The sequence below is a fragment of the Tropicimonas sp. TH_r6 genome, from assembly GCF_033101155.1.
Classification (GTDB): Bacteria; Pseudomonadota; Alphaproteobacteria; order Rhodobacterales; family Rhodobacteraceae; genus Tropicimonas.
In genome coordinates this window covers 134259-153732 of record NZ_JAWMPX010000011.1, presented here as the reverse complement: position 1 = coordinate 153732, position 19474 = coordinate 134259, and the positions used below count along the sequence as shown (strand labels likewise).

At 64.3% G+C, this 19474-nt stretch carries 16 protein-coding genes; 13 read left to right on the top strand and 3 right to left on the bottom strand.

What is annotated here, in order from left to right; all coding sequences use genetic code 11:
• On the top strand, positions 1-1261 hold a 1261-nt coding region (locus tag R3X27_RS12820), incomplete at its 5' end, for a LysR family transcriptional regulator (protein WP_317709256.1).
• A 27-nt stretch (positions 1262-1288) separates the two neighbouring features.
• On the opposite strand, the gene R3X27_RS12815 is transcribed toward R3X27_RS12820, so the two are convergent.
• Positions 1289-2137 (bottom strand): DMT family transporter, encoded by an 849-nt coding sequence (locus tag R3X27_RS12815; protein ID WP_317709255.1) that lies wholly within the window; start codon positions 2135-2137, stop codon positions 1289-1291.
• 286 nt (positions 2138-2423) lie between these two features.
• On the opposite strand from R3X27_RS12815, the gene R3X27_RS12810 reads away from it, so the two are divergent.
• The 6 genes from R3X27_RS12810 (at position 2424) to R3X27_RS12785 (ending at position 11385) form a co-directional block, all read left to right on the top strand.
• Positions 2424-4862 carry an FAD-dependent oxidoreductase gene (locus R3X27_RS12810; protein WP_317709254.1) on the top strand — a complete coding sequence of 813 codons (2439 nt, stop codon included), beginning with the start codon at positions 2424-2426 and terminating at the stop codon, positions 4860-4862.
• A 76-nt stretch (positions 4863-4938) separates the two neighbouring features.
• The gene (gene hisD / locus R3X27_RS12805; RefSeq protein ID WP_317709253.1) at positions 4939-6207 is read left to right on the top strand and encodes a histidinol dehydrogenase; all 1269 of its coding nucleotides are present in this window, start codon (positions 4939-4941) and stop codon (positions 6205-6207) included.
• A 263-nt stretch (positions 6208-6470) separates the two neighbouring features.
• Positions 6471-7199 (top strand): ABC transporter ATP-binding protein, encoded by a 729-nt coding sequence (locus R3X27_RS12800; protein ID WP_317709252.1) that lies wholly within the window; start codon positions 6471-6473, stop codon positions 7197-7199.
• Complete coding sequence (locus R3X27_RS12795) at positions 7196-9568, top strand: FtsX-like permease family protein (RefSeq protein ID WP_317709251.1); 2373 nt, start codon at positions 7196-7198, stop codon at positions 9566-9568. The genes R3X27_RS12800 and R3X27_RS12795 overlap by 4 nt, the downstream gene beginning before the upstream one ends.
• A 5-nt stretch (positions 9569-9573) precedes the next feature.
• On the top strand, positions 9574-10809 hold the full coding sequence (locus R3X27_RS12790) for an efflux RND transporter periplasmic adaptor subunit (protein WP_317709250.1): 1236 nt from the start codon (positions 9574-9576) through the stop codon (positions 10807-10809).
• A gap of 147 nt (positions 10810-10956) precedes the next feature.
• Positions 10957-11385 (top strand): hypothetical protein, encoded by a 429-nt coding sequence (locus R3X27_RS12785; protein WP_317709249.1) that lies wholly within the window; start codon positions 10957-10959, stop codon positions 11383-11385.
• A gap of 23 nt (positions 11386-11408) precedes the next feature.
• Here R3X27_RS12785 and R3X27_RS12780 read toward each other — a convergent pair whose 3' ends face one another.
• Positions 11409-11837, bottom strand: a complete 429-nt coding sequence (locus R3X27_RS12780; RefSeq protein WP_317709248.1) for a universal stress protein — start codon at positions 11835-11837, stop codon at positions 11409-11411.
• A gap of 436 nt (positions 11838-12273) precedes the next feature.
• On the opposite strand from R3X27_RS12780, the gene R3X27_RS12775 reads away from it, so the two are divergent.
• Genes R3X27_RS12775 through R3X27_RS12750 form a run of 6 tightly spaced genes read left to right on the top strand, consistent with a single transcriptional unit; the run spans position 12274 to position 18320 of the window.
• On the top strand, positions 12274-15201 hold the full coding sequence (locus tag R3X27_RS12775) for a monovalent cation/H+ antiporter subunit A (protein WP_317709247.1): 2928 nt from the start codon (positions 12274-12276) through the stop codon (positions 15199-15201).
• 1 nt (position 15202) lies between these two features.
• Positions 15203-15619, top strand: coding sequence for a Na+/H+ antiporter subunit C (locus R3X27_RS12770; RefSeq protein WP_317709246.1), 417 nt, complete (start codon positions 15203-15205; stop codon positions 15617-15619).
• The gene (locus tag R3X27_RS12765) at positions 15616-17151 is read left to right on the top strand and encodes a monovalent cation/H+ antiporter subunit D (protein WP_317709245.1); all 1536 of its coding nucleotides are present in this window, start codon (positions 15616-15618) and stop codon (positions 17149-17151) included. The genes R3X27_RS12770 and R3X27_RS12765 overlap by 4 nt, the downstream gene beginning before the upstream one ends.
• Positions 17152-17166: 15 nt before the next feature.
• A complete protein-coding gene (locus tag R3X27_RS12760) occupies positions 17167-17658 on the top strand; it encodes a Na+/H+ antiporter subunit E (protein WP_317709259.1) in 492 nt (163 codons plus the stop codon).
• Positions 17655-17924, top strand: coding sequence for a K+/H+ antiporter subunit F (locus tag R3X27_RS12755; protein WP_317709244.1), 270 nt, complete (start codon positions 17655-17657; stop codon positions 17922-17924). Before R3X27_RS12760 ends, R3X27_RS12755 begins: the two co-directional genes overlap by 4 nt.
• Before the next feature lie 12 nt (positions 17925-17936).
• Complete coding sequence (locus R3X27_RS12750; RefSeq protein ID WP_317709243.1) at positions 17937-18320, top strand: Na+/H+ antiporter subunit G; 384 nt, start codon at positions 17937-17939, stop codon at positions 18318-18320.
• Between the two features lie 102 nt (positions 18321-18422).
• Here the strand turns inward: R3X27_RS12750 and R3X27_RS12745 are convergent, their stop codons facing one another.
• The gene (locus R3X27_RS12745) at positions 18423-19463 is read right to left on the bottom strand and encodes a LacI family DNA-binding transcriptional regulator (RefSeq protein WP_317709242.1); all 1041 of its coding nucleotides are present in this window, start codon (positions 19461-19463) and stop codon (positions 18423-18425) included.
• Between the last annotated feature and the right edge of the window lie 11 nt (positions 19464-19474).

Below are 19474 nucleotides of genomic sequence, written 5' to 3'. Positions count from 1 at the left end.
CGAAAGCGCCATCACGCTGCCCGCGAGCATCGCCTTGAGTGAAGTTTTCATCGTGGTCTCCCTGTTCGTGGAGTTGGGCAGGTCATTGCCTGCATCTGGTTTTGCGGCGATTCTACGCCTTGCCTACCCGTTTCGCCACTCCGTTTTGCGTCCCGGGCAGGACATGGAGATTGAAGTATTCACGCTCGGCAAGCAACCGAGACTCCGATCTATCTATTTCGAAATTTTAGAACTAATACTCAAAAAGAACAGGAATACCTTCTTCCACCCAACTCGGTCCTGCCCAATGCCGCGCCACTCCAAGCCTCGAGAACTCAGCCTCAAATGGTTGAACTTGTTCTATATTTGCGCAAGGAAGGGTTCCCTCCAAGGGGCGGCCGAGGAGACGGGCCTGACTGTCAGCACAGTTTCGCACCACCTGCGCTCACTTGAGGAGCATCTCGGAGTCGAGCTGTTCAATCACAGCCGCCGCCCCATGGTCCTGACGCCGAAAGGTCAGGTCTTCCTGCGAAATATCGAGAGCGCGCTGCTGGACATCCGAAAGGCGGAAGCCGAGGCCACGGCAGGGAATCTTTCCGAGGCAAGCTATCTGCGCATCGGCGCGATCGAGGATTTCGACAGCGACATCGTCCCGGAGCTGGCCGTCTTTCTCTCCGAACACATGCCGCGCTGCGATTTCCTGTTCCAGAACGGCACCAGCGCAGCGATCCATGAAATGCTGCGCAACCGGCAGCTCGATCTCGGCATCACGGCCAGCCCCGGCGAGAAACCACGCGATCTCGAGGATCGCTTGCTGCTGCGCGATCCCTTCGTGGTGGTGCTGACCGTCAACGAGAAACTGCCAATCGAGGAGGTCGTCGCCGGGCGCACCGCCCTGCCCTTCCTGCGCTTCGCCTCCAACCTGATGATCTCCCGGCGCATCGAGGCCCAGCTCCGGCGAATGAACATCGCCCTGCCGCATCGTTTTGAGTGCAGCAATCATCAGACGCTGATGGCCATGGCCGCCGCCCGCGCCGGCTGGACCATCACCACGCCGCTGCTCTTCGCCCGTTCCCGACGTTTCCACGGACAGCTTCGCATGCATCCCTTCCCCGGCAAGAGCTTCGCGCGCACCTTGTCTATTCTGTCGACGCCCGACTGTTCGAACGCGATTGTCGAGCTGGTCGATGCCCAGCTGCGCCGGCGGATCACCGAACACGCCATTCAGCCGCTCTGTGAGAAAGCGCCCTGGCTCGAAAACAGCTTCGCGTTGATCGAGTGACCGCCGGGACGGGGCACAAGACAGGCTCTAGTCGCGCCGCGACCGCCCCGGGAACACGCCTATCGCAATACCGCCGAGGATCATTCCGGCCGAGAGCGTGGCCGCGGATGTGATCTGTTCGCCGAGAAACAGTGCCCCGAGGAGGAGCGCGATGGCAGGTGCGGAGAGCTGGGCCAGCGCGCCGCGCGTCGCGCCGAGCGCCGGAAGCAACGCGTACCAGAGCGCATAGCCGAGCGCGGACGTGAGCCCGCCGGAGAGAAGCGCCAGCGCGACCCCACCCGCGTGTGGCGCCGCCTCATCGGGCCAGAACAGCAGGATCGCGGCAACCAGCGGCAGGCTGTAGGCGAAGTTCCAACCCGTCGCCCGCAGCGGGTCCGACACCTTGCGGCCGACAAGGGAATAGATCCCCCAGCCCAGCCCAGCGCCGGTCATCAGCAACAGCGCCAGCGGAGCGACCGAGACGGGCGCGGTCGGCAGGGAGACGACCATCAGACCGGAAAAGGCCAGCCCCATGCCGATCCAGCGGCGCAGCGGCGGATGATCCCCTTCCAGCAAGGCGCCAAAGAACATGGTGATCTGGACGGTGCCGAACAGGACGAGCGCCCCAAGCCCCGCATCCATCGAGACATAGGCATAGGAAAAGCCGAGCATGTAGAGGCTGAGCCCGCCAATCGCCGCCGGGTTCGGGCGGGGCGGGCTTGGCAGGGACCTGTCGCGCAAGGCAAGGAGCAGAACGAGGACGCAAGCGCCGGAGGCAACCCGCAGGGTGGCAAAGCCCCCTGGACCGATCAGCCCATCCGAGAGGGCGAGCCGATTCAGCAGCGAATTCGCCGCGAAGGCCACCATCGTCAGTGCTGTCAGAAGAAACAGCCGCATGTCCGCCCCCTTGCTCTGAAACGCGAACCGCCAGCCTTGGCGATGGGCAAACCGCTTGTCCACCGTCAAGCCCGCTCAATCACGCCTTTGCGTTCGCGGGGTACAGGATTGGAATAACGGTGCGGTCCACGCGGCTGGCCGGTCGGATTTCAACGCTGCATTCGGAATGGGCAAAACCATTCAAGCCGTCACATATAATATTCGAAAATATCGAAACAAATCTCTCACCCTTGCGGCCAGCCCGGATCGCTTCCACCACTTTCTCAAGAAAATCGGAGAGACCAGAATGAAATCTCGCACCAAGGTCGTGGTCATTGGCGGTGGCATCGCAGGATGCTCGGTCCTCTATCATCTCACCCAGGAAGGCTGGAGCGATGTCGTGCTCGTCGAGCGCAACGAGCTGACCAGCGGCACGACCTGGCACTCGGCGGCGCAGGTGACGAATTTCGGCCAGAACCAGACCATGGTCGGACTGAAGACGCACTCCATCAATCTTTACAAAGAGTTGGCGGACGATCCTGATTATCCGATCAACTACCACTATGCCGATGGCGGCATCCGGCTGGCCAACACCGACGCGCAGATGCAGGGCTATCACCACTTCGTTTCGGTGGCGAAAGGGATGGGGGTGGATTTCGAGGTGATCGATGCCGAGGAATGCGCTCGCCGCCATCCGTTGATCTCGACCGAGAACCTGCTCGGCGGGCTTTGGGACCCGCTGGACGGCGATATCGACCCCGCCCAGCTCTGCCAGGCGCTGGCGCGGCGCGCCCGCAAGGCCGGCGCTGAGGTCTATCGCAACACGCCGGTGACCGATCTCACCCAGCACAAGGACGACACCTGGACCGTCCATACCGAGCATGGCGATATCGACTGCGATATCGTGGTCAATTGCGGCGGCTACCGGGTCAACGAGGTCGGCAAGATGATGGGCGTGCATCACCCCGTCGCCTCGATGGAGCACCAGTATTTCCTCACCGAGGACATCCCCGCCATCGCCGAGGCCGGCCACCGGATGCCGCTGCTGCGCTGCCCGATCAGCGACTATTACAGCCGGCAGGAGAAGAACGGGCTGCTGGTCGGTTTCTACGAGCAGGGCTGCAAGACCTGGGGGCTGGACGGGATCGACCCGAATTTCGTCAACGCGCTCTGCCCGGACGATCTCGACCGCATCACCGACGTGCTCGAAGGCGCCTTCGAGCGGATGCCGGCGCTGATGGAAGTGGGCATCCATTCCATCGTCAACGGTCCCATCACCTATACGATCGACGGCGCGCCGCTGATCGGCCCGATCCCGGGCAAGCGCAACGCCTTCTGCGCCATCGGCCTGCGGGCCGGTCTCGGCGAGGGCGGCGGGCATGGCTGGCTTCTGGCGCAGATGATCGTGCATGGCGAGGCCTGCTATGACACCTGGTGCATCGATCCGCGCCGCTTCGCCGGCCATACCAACGAAGAGCTGACCGCGCTCAAGGCCATCGAGGATTACCAGAACGAGTTCCGCTTCCACTTCCCACATGAGCACCGCCCGGCCGCACGGCCCGCCAAGACCACGCCGCTGACGCCGGTCCTCGCCGCTGAGGGCGCGGAGTTCACGGTGGTGAATGGCTGGGAACGGATGGACTACATTAAACCCTCCCCCGATTTTCACCCCAGCCTCAGCTTCAATTTCGACGAGGCGTTCAAGCTGATCGCGGCGGAGATTAAGGCCGTGCAGGAAGCTGTCGGCCTCTGCGAGGTCAACGGCTTCAATCGCTTCGAAATCACCGGCGCGGATCGCCACGCCTTCCTCGACCGCATGTTCTGCGGCGCGGTGACCAAGAAGGACGGCCGCGTCGGGCTGGGCTACCTGCTCAACCAGCAGGGCATGGTCAAGGGCGAGGCGACCGTGGCAAACCTGCCCGCAAGCGACCGCGGCCCTGCGCGGGCCTGGTATGGCTCGGCGGCGGCGGCCGAGCTGCATGACATGGACTGGCTCACGCAGCATCTGAACGCCGATGAGGACGTCCAGATCCGCTCGCTCACCAATGACCAGACGATCCTCGTGCTGGCCGGGCCGAAAGCGCGCGACGTTCTCTCGGCCTGTTCGCGTGGCGACTGGTCGAAACAGGCCTTCCCCTGGCTCTCTGTCCGGGAATGCTACATCGGCTTCTCGCCGGCCACGGTGCTGGGCGTGAGCTTCTCGGGCGAACTGGCCTACGAAATCCACGTCCCCAACGCCTCGCTCTACGCAGTTTATCTCGCGCTGCGGGCGGCGGGCGAGGCGCATGGGCTGAAGCTCTTCGGCGCCCGCGCCGTGGACTCCATGCGGATGGAGAAAGGGTTTCTGCACTGGAAAGCCGACCTGCTCACAGAGTTCGACCCGTTCGAAACCGGCCTCGACCGTTTCGTGAAACCCGGCAAGGCTGCGGATTTCATCGGCAAGGAGGCCCTTCTCGCACGGATGGCCGAGGGACCGCGCAAGAAATTCGTGACGCTGAAGATCGACGCCACCCACGCTCCGGCGCATGGCGGCGCGTCGCTTCTGCAGGGCGAGACTGTGGTCGGCACGATCACCTCGGCAGATTGGGGCCACCGGACGGGGCTGAACCTCGCCTATGCCTTTGTCGACCCCGCCCTGTCGGCACCCGGCAGCACAATGGAGCTGGAGCTTTACGGCGCGCGGGTTGCAGCCGAGGTCATCCCCGCCTCGCCTTATGACCAGGGTTTTGACCTGATGCGAAGTTGATCCGGGCCGAAGGCGGTGCCTATTGGCTCCGAACGGATTCGCCCCGGAACGACAGGACAGCGAAAGAGATGTGCCAGTGACCGTCACCTACTTGAAACAGGCCGCGCGACGCCCGGCGGCAGAGAATAACGACATCCGCGACATTGTCCGCATCATGCTGGCCAATATCGAACGCGATGGCGAGGCGGGCGTGCGCGGCTACGCGGAGAAGTTGGACGGCTGGACGGGCGAGATCGTTCTCTCCGACTCTGAACGCCGCGCGGCCTGCGACCGGGTTCCGGAGGCGCTGAAGGCGGATATCCGCTTCGCCCACGACAATATCCGACGCTTCGCCGAGGCGCAGATGGCGACGATCCAGGAGTGCGAAGTCGAGGTGATCCCGGGGTTGATCGCCGGTCAGAAGCAGATCCCCGTCTCCAGTGCGGGCTGCTACGTGCCGGGCGGGCGCTACAGCCATATCGCCAGCGCGCTGATGACTATCACCACCGCGAAGGTCGCGGGCGTGCCGCATATCGCCGCCGTCTCCCCGCCCCGCCCGGGCGGCATCCCGGACGCGATCATCTACGCGATGGATCTGAGCGGAGCGAACCTGATCCTCAATCTCGGCGGGGTGCAGGGGATCGCGGCCATGGCCCAGGGGCTTTTCGGCGCCCGGCCGGCCGATATCCTCGTCGGCCCCGGCAATGCCTATGTCGCCGAGGCCAAGCGCATGCTCTTCGGCCCCGTGGGCATCGACATGTTCGCCGGACCGACGGATTCGCTGGTCATCGCCGATCACTCTGCCTCGGTGGAGACCGTGACCTGGGATCTCGTCAGCCAGGCCGAGCATGGCGCCGACAGCCCCGTCTGGCTCGTCTCCACCGACCGCGCCCTTGCGGAGGGTGTCATGGCCCGCGCCGATGCGCTGATCGCCAACCTGCCCGAGCCCAATGCCAGCGCTGCGCGTGTCGCCTGGGCCGAGCGGGCCGAGATCATCCTCTGCGACACGCGCGAGGAGGCGGTGGCCGTCTCCGACCGCTATGCGCCCGAGCACCTCCAGGTGCAGGCCGAGGATCTCGACTGGTGGCTCGACAGTCTCTCCGCCTATGGCTCGCTCTTTCTCGGCAAGGAAACGACGGTCCCGTTCGGCGACAAGACTTCCGGACCGAACCACGTGCTGCCGACCGGCGGCGCCGCGCGCTATACCGGCGGGCTCTCGGTGCATAAGTTCACCAAGACGGTGACCTGGCAGCGGTGCAACGCCGCCGCCTCGCGCGAACTGGCCGAACGGACAGCGCGGATCAGCCGGATGGAAGGGATGGAGGGCCATGCCCGCGCAGCAGAGCTTCGCCTGAAAGGCGCCTAGGGCCCTCGTCACGCCGCAACCTCTGAACGGCTTTCGTCTTGCGTGCCAAATCGGAAGAAGACCCGAGCGTTTGGCCAGGGGCGACAAACGCCGGCCCAGTATGCGGGTCCGGCGATCTTCAGCCCGGATTCCGTGCCATGATACGCACCGCACGCAGGGGGGCCGACCACGCCCCTGTTAAACGTCTCATCAACACCACCGCGACCCTGCCGCACTTGCCAGCCCGGGCCCAAGACCATAGCTCTTGATGAGGAGGTTCGGCCATGCCCGGAAAGACCGACACCTCCCCTCGGATCGCCTTTCACACCGAGGGGCTTACCAAGACATATGGCGAGGGCGAGGCTGCAGTCCACGCCCTGCGCGGGGTCGATCTGAGCCTGCCTGAGGGCGAACTGGTCGTGCTGCTCGGCGCGTCCGGCTCGGGGAAGTCCACCCTGCTCAACATCCTCGGCGGGCTTGATCGCGCTACCTCCGGCAGCGCCCATTTCCGAGATCATGACCTGACCACCCATTCCGACCGCGCCCTGACCCGCTATCGGCGCGACCATGTCGGCTTCGTCTTCCAGTTCTACAACCTCATGCCCGCGCTGACGGCGGAAGAGAATGTCGAACTGGTCACCGAGATCGCCAAGACCCCGATGTCTCCCTCCGAGGCGCTCGACCTTGTCGGGCTCGGGCCAAGGCGGCACCATTTCCCAGCCCAGCTTTCGGGCGGCGAGCAACAGCGCGTCGCCATCGCCCGCGCCATCGCCAAGCGCCCGGACGTGCTCTTCTGCGACGAGCCCACCGGCGCGCTGGACAGCACCACCGGCCGCGCCGTCCTGCAGGTCATCGCCGATATCAACGAAGAGCTCGGCACCACCGTACTCATGGTCACCCATGCCGCCCATACCGCTGCCATGGCGCATCGCGTCCTGCGTTTCTCCGACGGCGCCATCCACGCCGTTGAGGTCAACGCGACCCGCCTCGCCCCGCGGGAGATCGACTGGTGACCCTGCTTTCCCCCCTCGACCGCAAGCTCCTGCGCGATCTCTGGCGCATCAAGGGACAGGCCGGCGCCATCGCCGCCGTGATCGCGCTCGGGGTGATGACGCTGGTGATGTTGTCCGGCCTCGTCAACACGCTGGAACAGACCAAGACCGCCTATTACGAGCGCTACCGCCTGCCGCAGGTTTTCGTCCCCGTGGAGCGCGCGCCCGAGCGTGTGCTGGAGCGTCTGGCCGAGATCCCCGGCGTGTCGGCTGTCGAAGGGCGCGTCACCGGCATGGCGCTGGTCGAGATCGACGGGGAGATCCTGCCGATCCGCGCCCAGGCCGTTTCCCTGCCCGTCCATGGCCGCGCCCGGCTCGGCGATATCTACCTCGCCGAGGGCCGCATGCCGGACCCCGCCCGCACCGAGGAAGTCCTTCTGCTCAAGGCCTTCGCCGATGCGCGCGCGCTGAAGCCGGGGGACACGCTCTCGGCGACGATGAACGGCGCGCGGCGCGGCTTCCGCATCACCGGGCTCGCGCGTTCGCCGGAGTTTCTCTACACCACCGCGCCGGGCGAAATTGTCCCCGACGATGCCCGCTTCGCCGTGCTCTGGATGAGCCGCGACAGCCTCGCGGCCGCCTATGACATGGATGGCGCGTTCAACGAGGCGCTGTTGGGGCTTGAGCGCGACGCCAGCGAGCCCGCCGTGATCGCCGCCGCCGACCGTATCCTCGACCCGTTGGGCGGACGCGGCGCCTTTGGGCTCGCCGACCAACAGAGCAATTTCTTCCTCACCGAGGAAATCAACGGCGCCCGCTCCACCGCCGTCGCCGTGCCGCCGATCTTCCTCGGCGTCTCCGCATTTCTGCTCGCGATCACCATGCACCGCATCGTGCAGGCCGAGCGCGAACAGATCGGGCTGCTGAAGGCCTTCGGCTACACGGACGGGGAAACCGCCATCCACTATCTCAAGCTGATGCTCGCCATCGCGCTGGCCGGCGCCGGAGCTGGCGCCCTGCTCGGCATCGCCTCGGGCCGTGCCATGGCCGGGCTCTATACCGACTATTACAAGTTCCCCTTCCTCGTCTTCACGCTGGAGCCGCGCAGCTTCGTCACCGGCTTCGCCATCTCGGTCGGCGCGGCGACGGCGGGCGGCGCGGGTGTGCTCCGCGCTGTCTTCCGCCTCTCGCCGGCCGTCGCCATGCGCCCGCCTGCCCCGGCCGATTACTCGGCCTCGGGGGGGATCGGCCGCCTCGCCCGCCGCCTGCTCGACCAGCCCGGCCGCATGGTCCTGCGTCGCCTCCACCGTCAGCCCGGTCGCATGCTCGGTGCTGCCATCGGCATCGCCACGGGGATGGCGCTTTCGGTTGGCATGATCGGCCTGCAAAGCGGCTTCGCCCGCACCATCGATCTTGCCTTCACCGTGCTCGACCGCTCCGACGCGCAGGTCACCTTCACGCATGCCATGTCGGAGAAAGCGCTCTACGAACTTGCGCGCCTGCCCGGTATCGAAAGCGTGGAGCCGGTCCGCAACGTCTCCGTGCTGTATCGCCATGCGCTGGAGACCCATCGCGGCGCCATCACGGGCCTCGGCGACACTCCCCGCCTTGCCCGCGCCATGGACGCGAAGCAACGTCCGCTGCCGCTGCCCGAGGGCGGCATCGTCCTCTCCTCCACGCTGGCCCGGGAGCTCGACGCCAGCCCCGGCGACTTCATAACCGTCGAGATCCGCGAGGGCCGCCGCCCGGTGTTCGACATCCCCGTTACCGCCGTGGCCGACAGCCTGCTCGGCGCCCCGGCTTATATGCGACTCGACGTGCTGAACCGCGCCCTAAAGGAGCCCGGTCGCGTCTCCGGGGCCTATCTCCGCCTCGCCCCGGGCGCCGAGGACAGCGTGTTCACGACCGTGCGCGGTATGCCCGCGCTTGCCGGAATCGCGCTCAAGGAAGACATGCGCGAGGCGATCCGGGAGGTGATGGATGAAGGCATGGGCGCGATGCGCTTCGTCATGCTGGCCATCGCCGGAATCGTCACCTTCGGCATCGTCTATAACGCCGCCCGCATCGCCTATGCCGAGCGCGCCCGCGACCTCGCGAGCCTGCGCGTCATCGGCTTTACCCGCGGCGAGGCCGCTTTCGTACTTCTGGGCGAGCTGGGCCTGATCGTGCTGCTGGCGCTGCCACTCGGCGCGGTGGGCGGCTATGGCATGTCGGCGCTGATCGCAAGCGCCTTTTCCACTGAAATCTACACCATCCCGCTGATTTTCGACGCGCAATCTGTGGCCAGCGCAACGCTCGCCGTGCTCGCCTCGGCCGTCTTCTCGGGATGGATCGTCAAGCGCGACCTTGACCGGATCGAGCTTGTCTCGGCATTGAAGACGCGGGAGTGAGGGATATGGCACAACGCAAGACAACCCGCAGGATGATCACGCTTCTGGTGCTGGCCGGGCTCGGCGCGACGCTGGTCTGGGCCTTTCGGCCACAACCTGTGCTCGTCGATCTCGGCGAGGTGCGGCGCGGCGCGTTGATGGTCACGATCGACGAGGAGGCGCGCACCCGCGTCCATGAGCCCTATGTCGTCTCGACGCCGGTCGCCGGCCGGCTTCTGCGCGTCGAGGTCGAGCCCGGTGACGTGGTCGAACGCGGCACAACCGTTGTCGCCCATATGCTGCCGCTCAACCCCTCCGCGCTTGATATCCGCACCCGCGAGCAGGCGCGCGCCGCCGTCACCGCCGCCGAAGCTGCGTTGCGCGTCGCCCGGGCCGATCTCAACAAGGCCATGGCCGACAATGACCTCACCCAGTCCGACCTCGCCCGCGCCGAGCGCCTGACTCGGACCGGCACCCTCTCCCAGGCCTCGCTGGAGCGCGCCCAGTCCAAGGCCCGCGCCGCGCAGGCCACGCTGGACACCGCCGAGGCCGCCATCTCCATGCGCGAAGCCGAGGTCGACACGATCCGCGCCCAGCTTATCGGTTTTGACGATCAAGGCCTCTCCGCCGCGCTGCAGATTTCCCACGAGACCGCGACCCCGCTCTTCGCGCCCGCCACCGGGCGTATCCTGCAGGTGATGCAGAAAAGCGAGACCACCCTGCCCGTCGGCACCCCGATCATGGAGATCGGAAATATCGAGGATGACCTCGAAATCGTGGTCGAGCTGCTTTCAACCGACGCGGTACAAGTTCGCGAAGGCGCGCGGGTCATTGTCGACAAATGGGGCGGCGCGCCGCCGCTCAATGGTGAGGTGATCCGGGTCGATCCCTGGGGCTTCACCAAGTATTCCGCGCTCGGCGTCGAAGAACAGAGGGTCAATGCCCGCATCCGCTTCACCGACCCGCCCGAAACCCGCTCAGCCCTCGGCCATGGCTACCGTGTCGAGGTGCGGATCGTCGTCTGGGAAGCCGAGGATGCCGTCATCGCGCCGGCCAGCGCACTGTATCGGAACGGGGATGGGTATTCTGCTTTTATAGTTGGCGCAGAGGGGCTTGCCGAACTGCGCAGGGTCGAGCCCAAGCGGTCCAATGGAATCGAGACCGCGATTCATACCGGATTGGCCCCCGGCGAGGCGGTGATCCTCTATCCCGCGCCCGGCCTTGCCGAAGGCCAGCGCGTGGCGCCGCGCCATCCTCACTGAGGCAACAGTCGTGAAGAAACGGACGGAACAGACCGAATATTAACCATTTTTCACTTGTTTGCCGCTGTACGCGTATTATCGCCTCTATGCAGGATTCGTGCAAAGGTTGTGTGAATTTGATTAACCTCTGGCGAAAGCCGTGAATCGATGCCCAGTCGTTATCTCTTCCGTCACGATCTCGATCTGACCCTGCTCTGGCATACGGGGCATGTGACGGCGATGGGCCAGAGGCAGACCCTCGCGGCCCTGAGTGCCGAGCCGTCGTTCCGCCCCGACGCGCGGCTGCTCGTCGACGTTTCCGGGATCGTCTCGACGGATGTCGAGTTTGGCACGCTGCTGGAACGACGCAAGACTCATGCGGGCCATCTCGCCGAACTGGAGCAGCCGACCCGCTGGAGCTACTTCGCGCCAACCGCGCTTGGCTACGGGTTGTCGCGGCGGGCACAGATGCTCTTCGACGCGCTTCCCAACCTCGAGATCGGCGTTTTCTGGACCAGCCAGGAAGCGCTGGATTTCCTCGACCTGACGGCGTCCGATCTGCCCGGTTGGCCCGAGGAAGACCCCGCCGAAAGCTGAAAGCGGCCGGCAGGGCACCCGGTTCAATCGCGGACGACGAAGACCGACTGTTTGGCGTGACGCACGACCCGGGCGGCATTCGGGCCGAGCAGGAAATCTTCCAGTTCGGGCTTGTGCGACCCCAATACGATCAGATCGGCGCCGATCCTGTCGGCCGTCCGCAGAATATTGTCGTAGACATGGCCTTTGACCACGGTGAGGTCATACGCGAGCCCGTCGGTCACTTCCTGCCGGGCCCAGGCATCAAGACGCACCTTCTCGTCCTCGACGATCTTCCGCGTCTGATCCTCGGTGAAGAAGGTGTTGACGAAGGACATGCCAAAATCCGGGACGACGTTGACGATATGCAGCGACGCGCCGTGATCCTGCACAAGGCGGAAGGCAACATCTGCAACACGATTGGCAGAGGTGGCGTCATTCAGGTCGATCGCCACGAGGATGGATTTGTACATTTTTTCGGTTTCTCAGCGGATAAGCGCAGTGCAGCGCTGGATTTGGGGGCCGGTCAGATCTTCAGGACATGATGGATCGCGGCCGGTCTGTCACCCTTGAAAATGCACGGCTGCGGTCGCGTCGGCGCAAAGTCGCGCGCCACCGACAGATCCCGTCAAATGCCAGCGCGCTGGCAATCCTGACTTTTTTTGACCGCTGTCCCACCGCCCACAACCATGACCGACCTCACCGGATGATCGCGTGAAGATCGATCCATAATGCATTGAATATTGTTACTAAAAATCAATTCACAGCGGGCAGCTCAACTTGCCGGCACGATCCTTCCTCCTCGCACCGGGGCCCGGACCGAATGCACTGGCCCCAAGGACCGGTTTGCTTTTCCCCGCGAAATTCCTACAAATCGCCGAGGAACGGCTCGGCAGATGGGGGATCCCGGTGACAGTTCATACGGATGCGACACTCGCCCTGATCGCGGCGCTGCCCTTCATTGGCGCGCTCTTCCCGGGCCTGATGATACGGGTCGGACGGAATGCCTGCGCGCTCTCCGCCGGCTGGGCGACGCTGTCGGCGCTGATCCTGCTGATCACACTGGCCACAGAGGTCTGGCGCGGCGAGACGGTTGTCTACCAGGTCGAGTGGATGCCCATGCTGGGGCTGAACGCCAATTTCCGGCTCGACGGGCTGGGGCTGCTTTTTGCCTCGATGATCCTCGGAATCGGCCTGCTCATCATCCTCTACGCGCGATTCTACCTCTCGCGCGAAGACCCGATGGGGCAGTTTTATACCTATCTGATGCTGTTCCAGGGCGCGATGCTCGGCATCGTGCTCTCCGACAACATCCTGATGTTGGTGATCTTCTGGGAGCTGACCTCGCTCTCGTCCTTCCTGCTGATCGGCTACTGGAAACACACCGTACCGGGACGACAGGGCGCACGGATGGCGCTGGCGGTCACCGGCGGCGGCGGTCTGGCGCTGATCGGTGGCATGCTGCTGCTGGGACAGGCGGCCGGCTCCTATGACATCTCGGTCATCCTGACGCGGCGCGAGGAAGTGCTCGCCTCGCCCTATCTCGTGCCAATGCTGGTCCTGATCCTGCTCGGCGCCTTCACCAAGTCGGCACAATTCCCCTTCCATTTCTGGCTGCCGCACGCGATGGCCGCGCCCACGCCGGTCTCCGCCTACCTGCACTCCGCCACCATGGTGAAGGCCGGGCTCTTCCTGATGGCGCGGCTCTGGCCGATCTTCGCCGGCACCGATATATGGTTCTACCTCGTGGCCACGACCGGGCTGATCACGATGCTGATCGGGGCCAAGATTGCCATCTTCAAGGATGACATAAAGGCCCTGCTGGCCTACTCCACGGTCTCCCATCTCGGGCTGATCACCATGCTGCTCGGCTTCGGCACCGCCGCCGCTGCGACAGCCGCCGTGTTCCACATCATCAATCACACGATCTTCAAGGCCGCGCTCTTCATGACCGCGGGCATTGTCGATCACGAGGCCCATACCCGCTCGATCAAGCGGCTCGGAGGCTTGCGCCAGCTGATGCCGATCACGGCGACACTGGCGATCATCACCTCGCTCTCCATGGCCGGCATCCCGCTCTTCAACGGGTTCCTGTCCAAGGAGCTGATGCTTGAGGAAGCGGTCCATACAAGCTGGCTCGGCAACCCCTGGATCGTGCCGCTTCTGGCGACCTTTGGCGGGCTTTTCTCAGCCGCCTATTCCTTCCGCTATATCGTGCATGTCTTCCTCGGCCCGGTGCGCAACGACTATCCCGGGCACCCGCATGATCCGCCCTTCGGCATGTGGGCCGCGCCGGCCTTGCTCGCCGTCATGGCGCTGGTCATCGGCATCGTGCCGCAGGCGGCCGTGGGCGGCTTCCTGAATGTCGTCTCCGACGCCGTGACGCAGGAACACCTGCACCCGCACAAGCTCAAGATCTGGCACGGTTTCACCCTCGCCCTCGGCATGAGCATCGTCGCCACGCTCGGTGGCGCGCTGGTGCTCTATTTCCACGCCCCGCTGCTGCGGATGTGGGATGCGACGCCCAAGCCCGATGCCAAGGCGATCTTCGACGCCACCGTGACCGGGTTGCACCGCGCCAGCGGGCTGATCAGCAACTCGATGCATAATGGCCGCCTGACACAGTTTCTCGCCATTTTCGGCGCGTCCACGGTCTTGCTGGGCCTCTATGCCTTCTTCTCCAGCAGCCATGCTCCGGGGATGCGCGAGATGATCTCGCCAAGTGTGGTCGACTATATCGGGACAATCCTGCTCATTGCCTCGACCATGGCCATCGTGACCTATCACCGCTCGCGCCTTCTGGTTCTGGTGCTGATCGGCATCAACGGGCTGATCGTGTCGGTGATCTTCGTCCGCCTTTCCGCGCCCGACCTGGCAATGACGCAGGTCACGGTCGAAGTGGTCACGCTGATCCTGTTGCTGCTGGCGCTGCACTTCCTGCCCAAGCACACGCCGCGCGAGTCGAGCTTCAGCCGCCGCGGTCGCGACGGGATGATCGCGGGCGCCGCCGGCATTGCCATCGCCGCCCTCGCCTATGCGCTGATGACCCGCGATTTCGAAACGATCTCCGGCTACTATCTCAAGCACGCCAAGCCGGATGGCGGCGGCACCAATGTCGTCAACGTGATCCTGGTCGACTTCCGGGGCTACGACACGTTTGGCGAGATCATCGTGCTCGGCATCGCCGCCCTGCTGATCTTCGCGCTCGGAGAGACGCTGATGGACGGCAAGGCCTCCCGCAAGCTCGCCAACTGGGTCCACGAGATGCGCTATTCCAAGGACCGCCACCCGTTGATGATGGTCGTGGCGACGCGCGTGATGATGCCGATCTCGCTGATGGTCGGGGTCTATATCTTCCTGCGTGGCCATAACGACCCCGGCGGCGGCTTCATCGCCGGCCTCGTCGTCGCCATCGCGCTGCTGATGCAATATATGGCCTCTGGCTTTGCCTGGGCCTCCGAGCGGGTCCGCATCCCCTATCACGCCTTCATCGGCTGGGGCGTGCTGATCGCCGGCATCACAGGCATCGGCGCCTGGTTCAACGGCTTCCCGTTCCTGACCTCGGATTTCGGCTATGTCCACTGGCCGCCCATCGAGGAGTTCGAACTGGCTACGGCCATGGCCTTCGATCTCGGCGTCTTTCTGACCGTGATCGGCGCGGTGATGCTGGCGATCTACACGCTCTCTCACATCGCGCGGCGCACCGGCGAGTCGGTCAATGTCTCGCCAATGGATTACGACCCCTCCACGGTCATCCCGCCCTATAGCGACACCGGACGTACCGAGCCGCCAATCCCCGGCCGTGCAAGCCGACCGACCCCGAAACAGGAGAGCTGACATGGAAGCCCTTCTCGCAATCGTCATCGGGCTGCAGACCGCCGGAGGGGTCTACCTGATCCTGCGCCGCCGCACCTTCTCGGTCATTGTCGGCACGGCGCTGCTGACCTATGCGGTCAACCTCTTCCTCTTCGCCTCCGGACGGCTGGCGGTGGACATGCCGCCGATCTACACCCCGGGCGTCACTGACTATACGGACCCCCTGCCCCAGGCGCTGGTGCTCACGGCAATCGTGATCTCCTTCGGCATGACGGCTGTGGCGGTTTTGGTTGCGCTCGGCGCCTTTCTCGAAAGCGATATCGACCATATCGACATGCGCCGTGATCCCAACGACCTCGATCTCGATCCCGACGAGATCCCCTGGGAACAGGACCCGCGTGATCCGGGCCTCGAGACCCCGAAGGGAGATTTCGGATGAGCCCGAACCACTGGATCATCCTGCCGGTCGTGATGCCGGCGATCATGGCCGCCGTCATGGCCATGGTCATGCGCCACGATGTCGTTCTTCAGCGTGTCTTCTCGATGGCGATGACCGTCGCGCTGGTCGTTATCTCTGGCGGGCTTTTCGTCTCGACGCTGGACGGCACGATCCACACCTATCGCCTCGGCGACTGGGCGCCGCCCTTCGGCATTGTCCTCGTTTTGGACCGGCTCTCCGCGACCATGCTGTTGCTGACATCCCTGCTCTCCGCCTCTGTCATCCTCTACGTGATGGGCTCGGATTGGGATCGGCGCGGCTGGCATTTCCACGCCCTCTTCGCCTTCCAGCTCATGGGCGTGAACGGCGCCTTTTTGACGGGCGACGCTTTCAACCTCTTCGTCTTTTTCGAGATCCTGCTGATCGCCTCCTACGGGCTGATGATTCACGCAGGCGGAGGCATGCGCCTGCGGGCCGGGTTGCAATATGTGATCATGAACCTCGCCGGCTCCACCCTCTTCCTCTTCGCCATGGGCACGCTTTACGCCGTCACCGGCACGCTCAACATGGCGGACATGGCACTGCGGGTCCGTGATCTCGATCCCGGCGACCAGGCGCTGCTCCTGACCGGCGGCGCGCTGCTCTCTGTGGTCTTCGGCATCAAGGCGGCGGCCTTCCCGGTGCAATTCTGGCTGCCCGGCACCTATGCCAACGCCCCTGCCCCTGTCGCCGCCTTCTTCGCCATCATGACCAAGGTCGGCGCCTATGCGATCCTGCGCATGTACACGCTGGTCTTCTCGCCCGAAAGCGAGGCCGTGGGCAATTTCTTCAACATGATGCTTCTACCCGCCGGCCTGATCACGCTGACCATCGGCGCGGTGGGCGTGCTCGGCGCACGGTTGCTGCCGCGTCTGGCCGCCTTTGCGGTGCTCGCCTCGATGGGCACGCTGCTCATCGCCATCTCCATCGGCACGCAGGCCGGGCTGACCGCAGCTCTATATTACATGATGCATTCGACCCTTGCCGCCGCCTTGCTCTTCCTGGTGCTCGACCTCGTGGCCGACAGCCAGGGACCGACCATCCGCGCGCCGGGCGGGCTCGTCGCCTCGCTCTTCTTCGCCGCCGCCATCGCCGTGGCTGGCATGCCGCCTCTCTCGGGCTTCATCGGCAAGCTGCTGGTGCTCGACGCGGCGCGCAGCTCGCCCTTCGTGAGCGTGATCTGGGCCGTGATCCTCGTTACCTCGCTGATAACCATCATCGGCTTCGGTCTCCGAGGCAGCCGCTATTTCTGGAAACCGCTCGACCCCAGTTTCGCCAACCCGGAAAACCTCGACCCCGACGGCAACCTGATCGCCGCCCACCCGATCCGCCCGCTCGCGGTGGTCGGCGCCTGCGCGCCGCTGGTGCTGCTGGTGGTGCTGACGCTTGGGGCCGGACCGGCGATGCGGGCCATGTCCGAAACAGCCGCCCAGCTCATCGACACGGATGCCTATATCGAGGCCGTCCTCGGGCCACAGCAGGAGGCGCACTGAGCCATGATCAAACGCATCCTATACCGCGTCTTCCCGCACCCGCAGCTGACCTGTTTCCTGCTGCTGATCTGGCTCCTTCTGGTCAACAACCTGACCGTGGGCAATGTCGTGCTCGGGCTGATCCTCGGCATCGCCATCCCCGGCATCACCCAGCCCTTCTGGCCCAACCGGCCCAAGGTCGCCCGCCCCCTCAAGGCCGTGCAGTACATCCTGCTGGTACTCTGGGATATCTGTGTGGCCAATATCGCGGTCGCGAAGATCATCCTCTTCAAGACCAATGAGCAGACCCATAGCCACTGGCTGACCATCCCGCTGGAATTGCGCTCTCCCGAGGCCATCACCGTGCTCGCAGGCACGATCACCATGACGCCGGGCACGGTCACCGCCATGCTCTCGGCCGACGCGCAGCACCTTCTGGTCCATTGCCTCGACACCGATGATCCCGAGGCCGAGGTCGCCACGATCAAGACCCGCTATGAGAGCCGCCTGAAGGAGATCTTCGAATGATCCAGTATGCGCTCTATTTCGCCACCGCCTGTTTCTCTGTTGGCATGTTGATGAACCTCTGGCGCATCCGTTTCGCCCCCGGCGTGGTCGACCGGATCCTGGCGCTGGACACGCTGGTCATCAACGCCATCGCGCTGCTGAACGTCTATGGCATCCTGCAGGGCACGGCGGTCTATTTCGAGGTCTCGCTGCTGATCGCCATGTTCGGCTTCGTGTCCACGGTGGCCTATTGCCGCTTCATCCTTCGCGGCAACATCATCGAATAAAGGATTGGAAATATGCAACTTATTGCCGAAATTCTTATATCCTTCCTGCTCGTCTCCGCAGGTTTGTTCGGGCTTCTGGGCAGCTTCGGGCTGATCAAGCTCGACGATACGATGCGCCGGCTGCACGCTCCGACCAAGGCGACAACGCTCGGTGTCGGCGGGGTACTGATCGCCTCGATGATCTATTTCGCGGTGTTCCTCGATCATGTCTCCTATCACGAGCTGCTGATCACCGCCTTCCTCTTCATCACCGCGCCGATCACCGCCAATTTCGTCGCCAAGGCGCATATGCATCGCGACGTGAAGGAGCGGGAGCTGCCGCAGACCGGCGGCACTTATGGTTGGGCCGGCTATGACGAAATCGGGGATGACGAGCAGCCGATCGACACGAAATAGAGACGTCCCTCTTGAAGACGGAACGGCCGTTCCCGGGTGCAATCCTGTCCGGCGGCTGCCACTGCATTGCTGCTCGGACGCCTTTCCTGAAGCACAGGTAGATCAGGCCGGCGTGGTCTCCCGCGCAATCGGGATGTTATATGGCGTGACGACTTGAATGTCGCTAAGCCCGGTTGCGTCGGAGGACGGAACGAGACTGTGCTTTGCCGACAGCGCGCGAAATGCCTGGTACATGTTCAATTGCAGATCGTGGTGCAGCACAAAATTGATCTGCCCGGACCGCAACAACTCGACATTCTCTGCATCGAGATCATGGGCAATGAAGCAGCCGGGTGCCCGGTCGGCATCCCGCAGCACCTCAAGTATGGCGCGATTGCCGCCGCCAATGGAATAGACGGCATCCACAGCGGGGAATTTGAACAGTTCGGTTTCCAGACGCCGTCGCGTGTCCATGGACAGGCCTGCACCGCCGGTGATCTCGACGATCTCGTCGTCTGGCCGCACCTGCAGGAAATGCTTGCGGAACTCCAGATAGCGCTCCGCCTCCCCCTGGAATTCTTCCCTCCGGCGCGACGTCAGGATCGTGCTCCGCCGCTCCCCAAGAACCTGCGCAAGCAGAAAGGCAGCGGTTTGCCCGGCGCGCGCATTGTCGATCCCCACATAGGCGGTTCGCTTCGAACACGAGATATCCGTCGCCAGGGTCACAACCGGAATTCCGGCAGTCTCCAGTTCGTCAACCTTGTCGCGAACCGCGGGCACATCGCGCGCCGTGACCACCACGCCCTGGCTGCCACGCCGTCTGATCCGCTCAAGGATCGCCACGATCTCGTTTTCCTGCATGATCTCCTGAAACTGGAAGCGTGGACGAAACACGGCTTCGGGCAGTTCCGGCAAAGTCGCTTCGCAGGCCGCCCGGATCTGGCGGCTGAACCTTTGAGGGGCCTCCAGAACGATATCGACAAACATGCGTCGTCCGCGTGCGGAAAGCTGCCGTTCCTGCATTTCCAATTCGGCGAGAGCGGCCTCCACGCGGGCGCGGGTCTGCGAGCTGACATGGGCGCGCCCGTTCAGCACACGGTCGACGGTTGCGGTTCCAAGCCCGGCCTGTCGCGCAATTTCCTTGATCGGGAAGCGATGGGTCATTTGATGGTTTA

What these genes read in the sequence shown, in the direction of transcription:
- R3X27_RS12815 (WP_317709255.1), bottom strand. Translation starts at nt 2,137, where the DNA reads ATGCGGCTGTTTCTTCTGACAGCACTGACGATGGTGGCCTTCGCGGCG.
- R3X27_RS12810 (WP_317709254.1), top strand. Translation starts at nt 2,424, where the DNA reads ATGAAATCTCGCACCAAGGTCGTGGTCATTGGCGGTGGCATCGCAGGA.
- R3X27_RS12800 (WP_317709252.1), top strand. Translation starts at nt 6,471, where the DNA reads ATGCCCGGAAAGACCGACACCTCCCCTCGGATCGCCTTTCACACCGAG.
- R3X27_RS12790 (WP_317709250.1), top strand. Translation starts at nt 9,574, where the DNA reads ATGGCACAACGCAAGACAACCCGCAGGATGATCACGCTTCTGGTGCTG.
- R3X27_RS12785 (WP_317709249.1), top strand. Translation starts at nt 10,957, where the DNA reads ATGCCCAGTCGTTATCTCTTCCGTCACGATCTCGATCTGACCCTGCTC.
- R3X27_RS12780 (WP_317709248.1), bottom strand. Translation starts at nt 11,837, where the DNA reads ATGTACAAATCCATCCTCGTGGCGATCGACCTGAATGACGCCACCTCT.
- R3X27_RS12770 (WP_317709246.1), top strand. Translation starts at nt 15,203, where the DNA reads ATGGAAGCCCTTCTCGCAATCGTCATCGGGCTGCAGACCGCCGGAGGG.
- R3X27_RS12765 (WP_317709245.1), top strand. Translation starts at nt 15,616, where the DNA reads ATGAGCCCGAACCACTGGATCATCCTGCCGGTCGTGATGCCGGCGATC.
- R3X27_RS12755 (WP_317709244.1), top strand. Translation starts at nt 17,655, where the DNA reads ATGATCCAGTATGCGCTCTATTTCGCCACCGCCTGTTTCTCTGTTGGC.
- R3X27_RS12750 (WP_317709243.1), top strand. Translation starts at nt 17,937, where the DNA reads ATGCAACTTATTGCCGAAATTCTTATATCCTTCCTGCTCGTCTCCGCA.
- R3X27_RS12745 (WP_317709242.1), bottom strand. Translation starts at nt 19,463, where the DNA reads ATGACCCATCGCTTCCCGATCAAGGAAATTGCGCGACAGGCCGGGCTT.